General features: G+C 73.3%; 13 protein-coding genes. 4 read left to right on the top strand and 9 right to left on the bottom strand.

Going from position 1 to position 13736, the window contains the following annotated elements:
- Window positions 1-299: 299 nt before the first annotated feature.
- The 4 genes from ACFYZ4_RS28670 to ACFYZ4_RS28655 are packed head-to-tail and all read right to left on the bottom strand — an operon-like array spanning window position 300 to window position 4318.
- On the bottom strand, window positions 300-1646 hold the full coding sequence (locus ACFYZ4_RS28670; RefSeq protein ID WP_390785196.1) for a bifunctional RNase H/acid phosphatase: 1347 nt from the start codon (window positions 1644-1646) through the stop codon (window positions 300-302).
- Entirely contained in the window at window positions 1646-2389 is a 744-nt protein-coding gene (locus ACFYZ4_RS28665; RefSeq protein ID WP_351597758.1) for a C4-type zinc ribbon domain-containing protein, read from the bottom strand. The genes ACFYZ4_RS28670 and ACFYZ4_RS28665 overlap by 1 nt, the downstream gene beginning before the upstream one ends.
- On the bottom strand, window positions 2386-3243 hold the full coding sequence (locus ACFYZ4_RS28660) for a Nif3-like dinuclear metal center hexameric protein (RefSeq protein ID WP_351302669.1): 858 nt from the start codon (window positions 3241-3243) through the stop codon (window positions 2386-2388). The genes ACFYZ4_RS28665 and ACFYZ4_RS28660 overlap by 4 nt, the downstream gene beginning before the upstream one ends.
- 40 nt (window positions 3244-3283) lie before the next feature.
- Entirely contained in the window at window positions 3284-4318 is a 1035-nt protein-coding gene (locus tag ACFYZ4_RS28655) for an ABC transporter substrate-binding protein (RefSeq protein ID WP_390785195.1), read from the bottom strand.
- Window positions 4319-4538: 220 nt separating this feature from the next.
- Here ACFYZ4_RS28655 and ACFYZ4_RS28650 point away from each other — a divergent pair, with 220 nt between their 5' ends.
- A complete protein-coding gene (locus tag ACFYZ4_RS28650) occupies window positions 4539-5609 on the top strand; it encodes a hypothetical protein (RefSeq protein WP_351597738.1) in 1071 nt (356 codons plus the stop codon).
- Window positions 5610-5639: 30 nt separating this feature from the next.
- Here the strand turns inward: ACFYZ4_RS28650 and ACFYZ4_RS28645 are convergent, their stop codons facing one another.
- From ACFYZ4_RS28645 to ACFYZ4_RS28635, 3 genes are read right to left on the bottom strand one after another with little or no spacing between them, the layout of a single operon-like run.
- Window positions 5640-6581, bottom strand: a complete 942-nt coding sequence (locus ACFYZ4_RS28645) for a 3-oxoacyl-ACP reductase (protein WP_390785194.1) — start codon at window positions 6579-6581, stop codon at window positions 5640-5642.
- Window positions 6582-6626: 45 nt separating this feature from the next.
- Window positions 6627-7703 (bottom strand): Zn-dependent alcohol dehydrogenase, encoded by a 1077-nt coding sequence (locus ACFYZ4_RS28640; protein WP_351302681.1) that lies wholly within the window; start codon window positions 7701-7703, stop codon window positions 6627-6629.
- A gap of 27 nt (window positions 7704-7730) precedes the next feature.
- The gene (locus ACFYZ4_RS28635) at window positions 7731-8585 is read right to left on the bottom strand and encodes a MaoC/PaaZ C-terminal domain-containing protein (RefSeq protein ID WP_390785193.1); all 855 of its coding nucleotides are present in this window, start codon (window positions 8583-8585) and stop codon (window positions 7731-7733) included.
- Window positions 8586-8804: 219 nt separating this feature from the next.
- On the opposite strand from ACFYZ4_RS28635, the gene ACFYZ4_RS28630 reads away from it, so the two are divergent.
- The 3 genes from ACFYZ4_RS28630 (at window position 8805) to ACFYZ4_RS28620 (ending at window position 10157) form a co-directional block, all read left to right on the top strand.
- Window positions 8805-9158: a DNA-binding response regulator gene (locus ACFYZ4_RS28630; protein WP_351597761.1), complete on the top strand. Its 354-nt coding sequence runs from the start codon at window positions 8805-8807 to the stop codon at window positions 9156-9158.
- Window positions 9159-9316: 158 nt separating this feature from the next.
- Window positions 9317-9868: an RNA polymerase sigma factor gene (locus tag ACFYZ4_RS28625; RefSeq protein WP_384351953.1), complete on the top strand. Its 552-nt coding sequence runs from the start codon at window positions 9317-9319 to the stop codon at window positions 9866-9868.
- Complete coding sequence (locus ACFYZ4_RS28620) at window positions 9855-10157, top strand: hypothetical protein (RefSeq protein WP_390785192.1); 303 nt, start codon at window positions 9855-9857, stop codon at window positions 10155-10157. The genes ACFYZ4_RS28625 and ACFYZ4_RS28620 overlap by 14 nt, the downstream gene beginning before the upstream one ends.
- 129 nt (window positions 10158-10286) lie before the next feature.
- Here the strand turns inward: ACFYZ4_RS28620 and ACFYZ4_RS28615 are convergent, their stop codons facing one another.
- Together ACFYZ4_RS28615 and ACFYZ4_RS28610 are read right to left on the bottom strand one after the other, a co-directional pair.
- Window positions 10287-11507, bottom strand: a complete 1221-nt coding sequence (locus ACFYZ4_RS28615) for a lipid-transfer protein (protein ID WP_390785191.1) — start codon at window positions 11505-11507, stop codon at window positions 10287-10289.
- 12 nt (window positions 11508-11519) lie between these two features.
- Window positions 11520-13652, bottom strand: a complete 2133-nt coding sequence (locus tag ACFYZ4_RS28610) for an acyl-CoA dehydrogenase (RefSeq protein ID WP_390785190.1) — start codon at window positions 13650-13652, stop codon at window positions 11520-11522.
- Between the last annotated feature and the right edge of the window lie 84 nt (window positions 13653-13736).

The raw sequence follows: 13736 nt of genomic DNA, 5'->3' as shown, positions 1-13736 counted from the left end.
GCCGGGGTGAAATGCCGCCGCGGCCGGGATCGAACCGGGCCGGTTGGGCCGGGGTCGGGTGTGTGTCGGGGTGATCCCCGCAGGGCGCCGAACGCACTGCCGCCGCAGGCTCCGACCCCTCGCCACGTTCGGCGCCCGAGGAGACACCCCGGCGCGCGCCCGGCCCCGGCACAACCGGCCACCCCCGCACCCCGCCCAAGCGGCGCAGCCAACCGGCGCCCGGCCCCGGCCCAACCGGCCACCCCACCCGCAGCCCGGCTAGGCCGAAACAGCCTCGCCCCGCAGGGCTACGGCAGGGGCTACCGCAGGTGCGACGTGTCGTTCAGGAGGCGGACCGAGGCGTTGCCGTCGGCGTAGTAGGCGACGGCCGACAGCGAGGCCGCCGAGAGTTCCATGCGGAACAGCGCTTCCGGCGGGGCCCCCAGCGCGAGGCGGACCAGGATCTTGACCGGGGTCACGTGGGTGACGAGCAGGACCGTACGCCCCGCATGCGCGGCGAGCAGCCGGTCACGGGTCGCCGAGATCCGGCGCGTGGCGGCAGTGAAGCTCTCGCCGCCGCCCGTGGGGGCCGCCCTCGGCGAGTCCAGCCAAGCCTGGAGGTCGTCCGGGAAACGCTCCTGCACCTCGGCGAAGGTCAGCCCCTCCCAGGCGCCGAAGTCCACCTCGCGCAGCCCTTCCTCGACCGTCACGGCCAGGCCGAGCCGGTCGGCGACCGCCTGCGCGGTCTCGCGGCAGCGGCGCAGCGGCGAGCTGACGACCGTCTGGACGGTGCCGCGTGCGGCGAGTGCCTCGGCCACGGCGGCAGCCTGGCGGCGGCCCGCCGGGGACAGCTCGGGGTCGGACCCCCCGCTGCCGGAGAAGCGCTTCTGCGGGGTGAGGGCGGTCTCCCCGTGCCGCAGCAGCACGAAGGTGGCCGGGGCACCCATGTCGGGTCCCCAGCCCTGCCCCTGACCCTGGCCCTGACCCCGGACGGGCGGCGCATCGGCGGCAGCCGGCTCGCCCGCACCGCGGGAGCCCGCACCGCGGGAGCCCGCACCGCGGGAGCCCGCACCGCGGGAGCCCGCACCGCGGGAGCCCGCACCGCGGGACCCGGCGGCGAGCGCGGCCCTGACGGCCGCGGCGCCCGCCGCGGCGTCCCCGGGCGGGCCGGACGGAACCGGCCCCGCCAGGCTCCGCGCCGCCGACGCGTCCAGCGCGGCCGTGGAGTCCGACGGCTCCCACTGCTTGCCGCGCTTGCCCGCGTCCATCGCCTCGTTGGCGAGCCGGTCCGCGTGCTTGTTCTGCTCGCGCGGGATCCACTCGTACGTCACCTGGGCGCGCGGAAGGATCTTCGCCGCCTCCGCCGCCAGCGGCTTCATGTCCGGGTGCTTGATCTTCCAGCGGCCCGACATCTGCTCGACGACGAGCTTGGAGTCCATCCGTACCAGGACCTGCGCGTCCGCCGCGAGCTCGCGGGCCGCCTTCAGCCCGGCGATCAGGCCCTTGTACTCCGCCACGTTGTTCGTCGCGACGCCGATGTACTCCGCGCGCTCGGCCAGCGTCTCGCCCGTCGCCGGGTCGAGGACGACCGCGCCGTAGCCGGCGGGCCCCGGGTTGCCCCGGGATCCGCCGTCCGCCTCCACGACGAACCCGGCAAGCCTCGGCATCAGATGCCCGAGTCCGCCGTACGGACCAGGATGCGGCCGCAGTTCTCGTGACGTACGACCTGGTCGCGGGCCGCGGCCTTGATCTCGTTCACCTCGGCCATGTCGAGCTCCAGCCGGCAGCCCTCGCAGCGGCGCTGGTAGAGGCGCGCGGCGCCGACCCCGCCCTGCTTGACGCGGATCTTCTCGTACAGGGCCATCAGGTCCGTCGGCATGGACGTGACGATGACCTCGCGGTCCTTGGTGACCTTCGCGGCCTCGGCGTCGATCTCGGCGGTGGCCGCGTCCCGGCGCCCGGCGGCGTCCGCCACCTTGGCCTCCAGGGCGGAGACGCGCTCGGTGAGCTCGGTGACGCGCTCAGTCGCGGCCTCCAGGCGCTCCATGACCTCCAGGACCACGTCCTCCAGGTCGCCCTGGCGCTTGGCGAGGGAGACGACCTCGCTCTGCAGGTTCGCCAGGTCGCGGGCCGAGATGCCGACGCCGGAGTCCAGGCGCTGCTGGTCGCGGACGGCGCGCTGGCGCACCTGGTCGACGTCCTGCTCGGCCTTGGTCTGCTCGCGCGCGGTGTCGCTCGCCTGGGTCTGGGCGGCGACGAGCAGGTCGCGCTGCTGCGTCAGGTCCTTGGTGAGCGAGTCGAGTTCGGCGTGCTCGGGCAGCGACTTGCGCTTGTGGGTGAGCTGAGACAGCCGGACGTCCAGCGCCTGGACGTCGAGAAGTCGGATCTGGTCGGCGGGCTCGGCGTTCAGTTGGGGGCTCCAGGGAGAGAGGGGTGTGTGACGGACGGCGCGTGCGCCGTCCAGGGGTCGGTGACCGTGCGCGAGACATGGGTGCGCAGACCCCAGCCCTTGCGCTCGGAGATCGCGTCGAGCTGCGCGGCGGCCTGCTCGCACCAGGGCCATTCGGTGGCCCAGTGGGCGGCGTCGACGAGGGCGAGCGGGCTCTGCTCGCGGGCCTCGGACACCGGGTGGTGGCGCAGGTCGGCGGTCAGGAAGGCGTCCACGCCCGCGGCCCTGACCTGCTCGAAGAGGCTGTCGCCGGAGCCTCCGCTGACGGCGACGGTACGGATGAGGGCGTCCGGGTCGCCCGCGAAGCGGATGCCCTGCGCGGTCTGCGGCAGCCAGGCGGCGGCGCGGGCCGCGAACTCGCGCAGGGTCTCCGGGTGGTCGAGTTCGCAGATCCGGCCGAGGCCGCGGCGGCCCTCGGGGTCGGTCGGGTCGGGCACCAGCGGGCCGGTGATCCGCAGGTCGAGGGCGCCGGCGAGGGCGTCGGAGACGCCTGGGTCGGCGGTGTCGGCGTTGGTGTGGGCGACGTGCAGCGCGATGTCGTTCTTGATCAGCGTGTGCACGACGCGGCCCTTGAAGGTGCCGGCCTCGACGGTGGTGGTGCCCCGCAGGTAGAGGGGGTGGTGGGTGACGATCAGGTCGGCGCCCAGCTTCAGCGCCTCGTCGGCGATCTCCTGGACGGGGTCCACGGCGAACAGGACCCGGCTGACCTCGGCTTCGGGGTCGCCGCAGACGGTTCCGACGGCATCCCACTGCTCGGCCCGCGAGGGGGGCCAGAGAGCGTCCAGCGCGGCGATGACTTCAGAGAGACGGGGCACGGGCCAAGGCTACCGTCCCCGTCACCACGACCCGCCCGGACTACCTGACCAGGAAGGTGCGCAGGTCGTCGAGGACCTTGTCGGCGGCGGTGACGCCGAGGCCCAGGTACCAGGTCTCGTCCGGGACGTCCTTGGCCCGGCCCTGCTGCACGGCTTCCAGGCCCCTCCACAGCGGGTTGGCCTCGGCCGAGTCGCGCTTGGTCTTGTCCTTGGCCCCGTAGACGCCGGTGAAGATCCAGTCGGCGGCGGCCTCGTCCATGCGCTCCGGGCCGACCTCGACGGCGAGGTCCTCGACCTGCTGGTTCTGCGGGCGCGGCAGGCCGGTGTCCTTGAGGATGGTGCCGATGAAGGAGGCGCCGGCGTACAGGCGGGTCTTGCCGGGCATGTAGCGCAGCATCGTGACGGTCGGCTTCTTCTCGCCGAGGTCGTCGCCGAGCTTCTTCGCCTTGGCCTGGTAGGCGGCGAGCTCGGCCTTGGCCTCGGCGCTCTTGTCGAGCGCGGCCGCGTTCAGGAGGTAGTTCTCCTTCCACGGGAAGCCGGGGCGGATGGAGAACACGGTGGGGGCGATCTTCGAGAGCGCGGGGTACTGGTCGGCGGCGCGCAGCTGGCTGCCGAGGATCAGGTCGGGCTTGAGCGCGTGGATCGCCTCCAGGTTGAGGCTGTTGATGGTGCCGACGGACTTGGGGTCGCCGGCGTCCTTCTTGAGGTAGTCGGGGATGCCGGCGTCGCCCTCGGACGGCGCGTAGCCGACGGGCTTCAGGCCGAGGGAGACAACGTTGTCCAGCTCCCCGACGTCGAGGACGACGACCCGCTGCGGCGCGGCCTTGAGCTCCGTGGTGCCCATGGCGTGGGTGACGGTGCGCGGGAACTCGCCGGGCGCGGCGGTGGTCCCGAACGCGGCGGTCTTCGCCGCGGCCTCGCCGAACTCCTTGCCGCCCTGCGCGACGACCTTCCCGCCCCCGCCGGAGCCGTTGTCCTTGGCCTCCTTCCCGTCCTGCCCGCCGCAGCCGGTGAGGGCGAGCGCGGCAGCGGCGGCGAGGGCGACGGCGGCGGTTCCGCGGCGTCGGAAGGACATGTCACAACTCCTGGGGGGTGGGGGCAGCGTGCCGAACCGGACATCCGGTAAGGCATACCTAACTTCGCCCCACCCTAAACGCCCCGATATCGCACAGCACAATCGCCTCGTCCACCACAAACGAATCGCCCCCCGGACACCCGTATGTGTGAAGCCGCCTTGGTCGTGTTGTTCGGCGGGAAGCCCGAAAACTAGCTTCCCCTCCGGAGGTGACGCACGGATGTCTGTCTGTGCCATCGAAATGACGACCATGGCCCCGTTCACGATCGCGGCGGACGGGTCGTACGCCGCCCGGCTTGCCGGGGAGGGGGAGGCGCGGTTCGTGGAGCGCTGGACCCTGGCCGGGCCCGAGCCGTACGCGGTTCCGCTGCCGCTCGCGCAGCCCGAGGAGGCCGACAGCGAGGTGCTGCCGCTGACCGACGGGCGGGTGCTGATCCACCGGCGGGTCGCGGAGCGGCACGCCTTCGCGCTGCTGTACCCGACGGGTGCGGCGGCCGGGCCGCGCACCGGGGAGCTCCAGCTGGGCGCGGTGGACGCGGAGGAGGGCGTACGGGTGCGGCTGCTCCCGCCGTCCCCGGACGGCTCCGACGCCTTCGCGCTGGCCTCGGCCGACGGGGTGACCACGGTGTGGCAGGTGGCCGGGTGCGCCTTCGGGCCGCAGCCGGTCGCCCGGATCCCGGGGCGCTGCTCCGGCGGGGTGTGGCTGGACCGGGTGGGCCGGCTGCTGGCCCTGGACCGTGAGCTGGAGGGCACGACCAAGGCCGTCGCCGTGGACCTGGGGCGCGGCGAGGTCTCCCCGCTGCTGCAGATCGCCGAGGACAGTGACGACCGGCTGCTGCTGGCGGATCCGGACAGCGGGCTGCTGCTGATCCGCTCCGACGCCCCAGGCGAACCGCGCCTGGGCTGGGGGGTGCTGGGCAGCTCGCGTCCGGTGCGCTTCCCGGAGTGCCTGCGGCTCGGGGAGGCGCTCCCCTTCGCCGTGCAGCCGGGGCAGGCCCTGATGCCGGAGACCTGCGGGGTGGCGTTGCGGCTGCCGGAGGGGGACATCGCCCTGTGGCGGCCCGCCGACCGGCACGTCTTCCGGCTGGGCGCCCCGGCCGGCTGGCTCGGCGGCGCGGGGCTGTGGAGCCCGCAGGGCCGCCTGCACCTCCCGTACGCGACGCCGGACGTGCCGTGCGGGATCCTCGGCCTGACCCTGCCGGTGTCCCCTCCCCCGCCGGTGCGGCTGGATCCGCCGCCGGCCCCGCCCCGCCCGGTGCCCCTCCAGCAGGCTCCGCTGTCGGGGCGGTAGGGCGGGGCGGGGCTCAGGCAGACAGGCCGGTCAGGCGTGCTTGAGGCCCAGGACCTCCGCCGCGGCGAAGGTCTCGTTCGCCGGGCGGGAGTCGTAGTGCGGGGTCAGGACCTCGTCGAGCTCCTCGTAGGAGAAGGCCTCCTTGCCCGTGTCGAACTTGGCGGCCACCTTCGGCCGTTCCATGACGACGACGATGCCGCCGTGTACGACGAACAGCTGGCCGTTGGCCTTGGCGGAGGCGGGCGAGGCCAGGTAGCCGACGAGCGGGGCGACGTGCTCGGGGGCGAGGGCGTCCAGCTTGCCGTCCTCCGGGACCTCGAAGCCGGCGAAGACGTCCTCGGTCATCCGGGTGCGGGCGCGCGGGCAGATGGCGTTGGCCGTCACCCCGTACTTGGCGAGGGCCAGGGCGGTCGAGGTGGTCAGGCCCACGATGCCGCCCTTGGCCGCCGCGTAGTTCGGCTGGCCGGCCGAGCCGCCGAGGAAGGCCTCGGAGGAGGTGTTGACGATCCGGCCGTAGACGGGGCCGCCCGCGGCCTTCGACCGCTCGCGCCAGTGCACGGAGGCGAAGTGGGTGGTGTTGAAGTGGCCCTTGAGGTGGACCCGGATCACCGAGTCCCACTCCTCCTCCGACATCGAGAAGACCATCCGGTCGCGCAGGATGCCCGCGTTGTTGACCAGGATGTCGAGCTTCCCGAAGCTGCTCACGGCCAGCTCGACCAGCTCGCGCGCCTGCTCGAAGTCGGCCACGTCGCCGAGGTGCGCCACCGCCCGGCCGCCCGCCGCGCGGATCTCCGCGGCCACCTCCTCCGCCGGGGCGGCGGAGGCCTCCCCCGAGCCGTCGCGGCCGGGCTGGCCGAAGTCGTTGACGACCACGCTCGCGCCGAGCCGTGCGAGCTCGATCGCCTCGGCCCGGCCGAGCCCGCGGCCCGCGCCCGTGACGATGGCGGAGAGTCCCTCAAGTGGCAGTGACATCCGTACGGTTCCCCTCGGAATCGGCAGAACGGGTCAGAGAACGGGTCAGAGTTCGATGCAGGTGCGCAGGGCGACGCCCGTGCGCATCTGGTCGAGTGCCTCGTTGATCTCGGCGAGGCTCACCCGGTGGGTGATCAGGTTCTCCAGGTCGATGCGGCCGGCTCGCCAGAGCGCGATGGTGCGCTCGTAGGAGCGGAGCACGTCGCCGCCGCCGTACATCGACGGCAGGATCTTCTTCTCGTCGAAGAACAGCGAGAACATGTTGATCTGGAAGTTGTCGTCGAGGGCGCCCGCGCCGACGATGACGACGGAGCCGCCGCGGCGCGTCATCTCGTACGCCTTCTGCGCGGTCGCGGACTTGCCGACGACCTCGAAGACGTAGTCGAAGCCCTCGCCGGCCGTGATCCGGTTCTTGGCGTCGGCGAACTCCTCGGGGGAGACCGCCTCGGTGGCGCCGAACCGCAGCGCCGCCTCGCGCCGCGAGGCGACCGGGTCCACGGCGACGATCTGGGCGGCGCCCTGGACCTTGGCGCCCTGGATGACGGATATGCCGACGCCGCCGCAGCCGATGACGGCGACCGAGGAGCCGGCCTCCACCTTGGCGGTGTTGATGGCCGCGCCGAGCCCGGTGGTGACGCCGCAGCCGATCAGCGCCGCGATGTCGAAGGGCAGGTCGTCGGGGATCGGGATGGCGCAGGCGGCCGGTACGACCATCTCCTCGGAGAAGGTGCCGGTGCCGGCGAAGCCGAAGATGTCGGTGGCCGCCCGCTTGAAGTTGGGGGTGGCGACGTTCCCGAAGGCCTCCAGGCACAGGTGCCCCTGGCCGCGCTTGCAGGAGGGACAGTGCCCGCACGGCGGCAGCCAGCAGACGAGGACGCGGTCGCCGATCGTGTGGCTGGTGACCCCGTCGCCGACGTCCGTGATCACGCCGGAGCCCTCGTGGCCGGGGATGAAGGGGGCGGGCTGGGGCAGTACGCCGCTCATCGCGGAGAGGTCGGAGTGGCACAGGCCGGTGGCCTTGATGCGGATCCTGACCTTGCCGGGGCCGAAGCCCACGGCCTCCATGTCGTCGACGACTTCGAGCTTGTCCTGGCCGATCTCGCTCTGCAGTGCTGCGCGCACGGTGCGGCTCCTTAAGAGGGCGTACGACTACGAGTGTTCGACGACGGTGTCGGCGAGGACCGGCGCGTCCTCCCGTTCGACGGCGGTCACCGACACGAGGACGCGGCCGGGCTCCTGCCACATCCGGATGCGGAGCGTCTCGCCCGGGAAGACGATCCCGGCGAAGCGCGTGCGGTAGGCGCGGACCCGGGAGACGTCCCCGCCGAGGGCCGTGTCGACGACGGCCTTGAGGGTCATCCCGTACGAGCACAGGCCGTGCAGGATGGGCTGGTCGAAGCCGGCCAGCTTGGCGAACTCGGGGTCGGCGTGCAGGGGGTTCCAGTCGCCGGAGAGGCGGTAGAGGAGTGCCTGGTCCTCGCGGATGTGCCGCTCCTCGACGCGGTCGGGGGCGCGCCCGGGCAGCTCCTCCTTGACGGAGGGGCCGCGCTCGCCGCCGAAGCCGCCCTCGCCCCGTACGAAGATCTGCGCGTCGCTGGTCCACAGCGGCCCGTCGGCGTCCGCGACCTCGGTGCGCAGCACGATCACGGCCGCCTTGCCCTTGTCGTACAGGGCGGCGACCTTGGCGGAGGAGGTGGCGTTGCCCTTGACGGGGATGGGCCGGTGCAGCTCGATGGACTGGCCGCCGTGCAGGACGTGGGCGAGGTTGACGTCGATGCCGGGGGCGGCGAGGCCGCCCATCATGGCCATGCCGGCGCCGGCGACGGTCGCGAAGCTGGGGAGGACGTGGAGCTTGGATTCGAGGGTGTAGCGCAGTTCGTCCGGGTCGGTGGCCGGCAGGCCCGCGCCGAGGCCGAGGTGGTAGAGCTGGATGTCCTTGTGGTCCCAGCCGATGGTCCCCGTGCGGGGGTCGGCGGCGAGGGCCCTGGCGGCATCGATCGGCATGAGGATGCGGCTCCCTGTCGTTGGAGTGTCGCTGCCCTGGAAGACCTCGGTGCGGCCGTCCGCACCGTCGGCCGCACCGAGGTCGTATACGGGGGCCGGTTCTAGAACGCGTTCTAGGACCGGCCGGTGAGGGAATGTATAACGCACGCCCCCGCAGTTGGGAAGACCAGCCGGGAAGACTGCTGACTTCGCGTCAGATAAGCTTTCCAGGTGGAAGAAATGCCCGTGGAACACCGCCAGGCCCACGCCCTCCGGGTCCTGCTGGATCCGCCGAACCCGGCCCTGGCGCTCCAGCTCGGCCTCGTGCCGGACATCGAGGTCGTGCGGGACCTGACGGCCCGGCCGGCGGTGGCGCTGGTCGAGGAGGTCACGGCCGTGACGGCCCTGCTGGCGGAGGACCCGGAGTGCCGGATCCTCGTCCTGACGGGCTCGGCCCACCCCGGCCTGGCCGCCTCCGCGCTCGCCGCCGGGGCGGCGGGCCTGATCCTGCGCGACGGCCCGATCGAGGACCTGGCGGACTCGATCCGCCGCGCCTCGATGGGCGAGACGGTGGTCGATCCGGCCCTGGGGTGAATCCTTTCCCGGGGGTCGCGCCTCTTGTGTGTACGTGCCGATGCCAAGGTCGGCACATGACCCGGAGGTTGTCGTGATCGCTGTTCTCGTGGGTGCCGGCGCACTCGTCCTGCTCTGCACGTGCGTCCTCGTCCTGCGCCGTGGACGGGGCCGGACCCGTGGCTGACCGCACGGACTGGCCCGGTGAGGCCCTGATCGTCGCCGCGCAGGGCGGTGACCTCGACTCGCTCACCGCCCTGGTCACCGGATCGCACCCGAACGTACGGCGCTTCGCGCACTCGCTGTGCGCGTCGCGCGAGGACGCCGAGGACGCGGCCCAGGAGGCGCTGATCATCCTGTACCGGAGGATCGGCATGCTGCGCGCGTCCGGCGCCCTGGCCTCGTGGATGTTCCGCATCGTCCGCAACGAGTGCCTGCGCCGGGCCCGGCTGATGCCGCGGGAGCGGGCGCCGCTGCCGGAGGCCGCCGTGATGTCGGCCGAGGACGAGGTGCTGCAGCGGCTGGAGGCGGGGCGGGTGGCGGAGGCCATCGCCGCGCTGCCGGCGGACCAGCGGCGCGTACTGATCATGCGGGACGTCCAGGGCTACAGCGGGCGGATGGCCGCGGAGTCCCTCGGCCTCAGCACGGCCGCGATGAAGTCGCGGCTCCACCGGGCCCGCGCGGCCGTCCAGCACTCCCTGGGAGACACCCGTGCCCGTGCCCTCCACTGACGCCCGTTCCTCCCTGTCCGCCACCGCGTCCGCCTCGGGCGCCGATTTCGCGAGCGCGTCCGTGCCTCGGCACCTGGCGCGCGGCGCGGTGGGCTTCGGCGCGCTGATCGCGGCCTTCGCCCTGATCCCGGCCTTCGGCCCGGCCACCCTGCTCCTCGCCCCGGTCGGCCTGGTCGCCCTGCGCGGCTGCCCGATGTGCTGGGCGATCGGCCTGGCCCAGACCCTCTCCCGCGGCCGGCTCCGAAAGGAGTGCGTGGACGGCCACTGCGAACTGAAACCGGCCCGGTAGGGGGCGGGGCTGAAATACAGCCCCGCCGGCGTTTGAGGCGCGGGGTCCGGGGCGGAGCCCCGATCTTTCAGCCCCGCCGGCGTTGAGGCGCGGGGTCTGGGGCGGAGCCCCGGCAGTGGGCGCGGGGCGTCACCGTCGCAGCAGGGTCACCACCGCCGCGCCGCCCAGGCCGATGTTGTGCGCGAGGCCGACCCGCGCGCCGGAAACCTGGCGCGGGCCCGCCTCGGCCCGTAGCTGCCACACCAGCTCCGCCGCCTGCGCCAGCCCCGTCGCGCCGAGCGGATGCCCCTTGGAGATCAGCCCGCCGGAGGGGTTCACCACCCACCGCCCGCCGTACGTCGTGGCCCCGCTCTCCACCAGCTTGCCCGCGGCCCCGTCCCCGCACATGCCCAGCGCCTCGTACGTCAGCAGCTCGTTGATCGAGAAGCAGTCGTGCAGCTCCACCACGTCCACGTCCTCGATGCCGAGCCCCGAGTCCTCGTACACCCGCCGGGCCGCCGCCGCGGTCATCGGCTTGCCGACCACGTCGATGCACGAGCCCGACGCGAAGGACTCCTCCGTGTCCGTGGTCATCGCCTGGGCGACGATCTCCACCGCCTTGTCGTGCAGCCCGTGCGCCACCACGAACCGTTCCGACACCACCAGCGCCGCCGCGGCCCCGTCCGAGGTCGGCGAGCACTGGAGCTTCGTCAGCGGCGCGTGGATCTCCTTCGCCGCGAGGATCTCCTCCACCGAGTACACGTCCTGGAACTGCGCGTTCGGGTTGTTCGCCGAGTGCCGGTGGTTCTTCGCGCCCACCGCCGCGAGCTGCGCGGCCGTGGTCCCGTACCGCTCCATGTGCTCCCGCGCCGCGTTCCCGAAGATCTGCGCGGTCGGCGGGGACATCTCGAAGCCGTGGCCGGCGGCCATGATCCCGTAGTGCCGGGCCACCGGCGAGGTCTTGAAGGATTCATCAGCGGCTCCGCCGCGGGCGCCGCCGTCCGCACCGCCGCCCAGCGCTCCGCGCTTCATCTTCTCGAAGCCCAGCGCCAGCACGCAGTCGTTCAGTCCGCCCTCCACGAACTGCCGCGCCATCATCAGCGCCGTCGAGCCGGTGGCGCAGTTGTTGTTGACGTTGTAGACGGGGACGCCGCTCAGCCCCAGCTCGTACGCGGCCCGCTGGCCGGCGGTGGAGGCCTGGAAGCAGTACCCCACCGGGACCTGTTCGACCAGCCCGTAGTCCACGCCCGCGTCGGCGAGCGCCGCGGTCCCGGCCTCCTTCGCCATGTCCCAGTACTGCCAGTCCCGCGACTCCGGCTTCTCGAACTTCGTCATGCCGACGCCCACGATGTACGACTTTCGCGACTTCATGCCCGATGACTCCTAGTCCCTGGGGAGGCCGAGAATCCGCTCGGCGACGACGTTGAGCTGGACCTGCGTGGTGCCCCCGGCGATGGTCAGGCAGCGGGACATGAGCATGCCGTGCACCGCCCGCTCCCCCGCGCCCTCCCGTACGGCGCCCGCCGGGCCCAGCAGTTCGAGCGCGAGCTCGGCGGTCCGCTGCTGGTGCGGGGTCTGGACGAGTTTGCGTACGGACGCGCCCGCGCCCGGCTCCAGCCCGGACACCTGCTGGAGGGTGGTGCGCAGCCCGATGCAGGCGAGGGCGTGTGCTTCGGCGGCGAGGGCGCCGATCCGCGCCCGGTACGTCCCGTCGAGGTCGGCGGCGTGGGCGAGGAGCGCTTCGAGGCCGGTGTCGAAGGTCATCTGGTCGGCCATGTGGACGCGTTCGTTGCCGAGGGTGTTGCGGGCGACCTTCCAGCCGCCGTCGGCGGCGCCGACGAGGGCGTCCGCGGGGAGTTCCACGTCCTCGAACCAGACCTCGTTGAAGAGGGCCTCGCCGGTGATCTCCTTCAGCGGCCGGATGTCGATGCCGGGGGTGTTCTTCATGTCGACGACGAAGTAGCCGAGCCCCTTGTGCTTGGGCGCGTCCGGGTCGGTGCGGGCCAGCAGGATCCCGAAGTCGGCGCTGTGCGCGGAACTCGTCCACACCTTCTGTCCGTTGACCCTCCAGGTGCCGTCCTCGCCCCGCTCGGCCTTCGTCCGCAGCGAGGCCAGGTCGGAGCCCGCCTCCGGCTCCGAGAAGAGCTGGCACCAGGTGACGTCCCCGCGCAGGGTCGGCAGGACGTAGGCGTCCCGCTGCGCCTGCGTGCCGTAGGCGAGCAGGGAGGGCACGACCCAGGTGGCGATCCCGAGGTCGGCGACCTTGACTCCGGCCGCGGCCAGTTCCTGCTGGACGACGAGCTGTTCGACGGGGCCGGCGCCGAGCCCGTACGGGGGCGGCAGGTACGGCGCGGCGTAGCCGGTGGGGGCCAGGATCCGGCGGGCGGCCGCGGGGTCGAGCCCGCGCGCGTCCGCGATGGCGGTCCGGGCCTTCGCCCGGTGGGTCTCGGCCTCCGCCGGGAGTTCCAGGCGCAGTTCGCGCCGCGCGCCGCCCGCGGCGAGCCGTACGGCCCGTAGGCGGTGTCCGTCGCCGGACCCCAGCAGCTGGCGGGCGACGAGCGCCCGCCGGAGGTGGATGTGGGCGTCGTGCTCCCAGGTGAAGCCGATCCCGCCGAGGATCTGGATGCAGTCCTTGGCGCAGGAGTACGCGGCGTCCAGGGCGCTCCCGGCGGCGAGGGCGGCGACGAGCGAGCGCACGTCGGCGGGTTCGTCCATGGCCTGCGCGGCGTCCCACGCCAGCGCCCGGGCCTGTTCCAGCCGGACCAGCATGTCGGCGCACAGGTGCTTGACGCCCTGGAACTGCCCGATGGGCCGGCCGAACTGCTCGCGCACCTTCGCGTATGCGGCGGCGGTGTGCAGGGTCCAGGCGGCGGTGCCGCAGGCGTCGGCGGCGAAGAGGGTGCAGGCCAGGTCGCGGACCAGGGCCGCGTCCAGCTCCAGCAGCCTGTCGGGGGTGGTGGCGACCCCGCGCGCCCGGACCTCGGCGGTGGGGCGGGTCGGGTCGGCGCTCTCGTGCGTACGGATGTCCAGGGCGGCGGCGTCGACGGCGAACCAGCGGGTGCCGTGCGCGGCTTCGGCCGCGAGCAGCACGAGGTCGGCCTCACCGGCGCCGAGCACGGGCGGCGCCAGTCCGTCGAGCAGGTACCCGCCGCCCTCGACGGCCACGGCGGTCAGGGTCCCGGGCCCCAGCGCGACCGCCCCGACCCGCCCGGCGAGGGGCTCGGCACCGGCCCGCTCCAGCAGTACGGAGGCCAGCGCGCTCGGCAGGTACGCCCCGGGCAGCGCGGCCCGGGCCGCCTCCTCGACGACGACGGCCAGGTCGAGCAGGGTCCCGCCGTCCAGGTGCGGTTCCAGCAGCCCCTGCGCGGTCATCGCGTCCCAGTAGACGGGCCGCGCCCCGGTCTGCGGCGGGGTGTCGAGCAGCTTGCGCACCTCTTCGGGAGGCACGGCCCGCGCGACCCATCCGCGCACCGCCTCGGCCAGCTCGCGCTGCTCTTGCGTGATTCCGATGCCCATGCGGCGCAGACTAGAACACGTTCCAATCTGACGGAAGGTCAGATGACGGGTTCCGCCTCTCGCCGTGGCGTTCACTCTTCATTC

Source organism: Streptomyces sp. NPDC001513, assembly GCF_042894695.1.
Taxonomy (GTDB): domain Bacteria; phylum Actinomycetota; class Actinomycetes; order Streptomycetales; family Streptomycetaceae; genus Streptomyces.
Note: the sequence above shows the minus strand (reverse complement) of the source record. Positions and strands in the feature narration are given on the sequence as shown.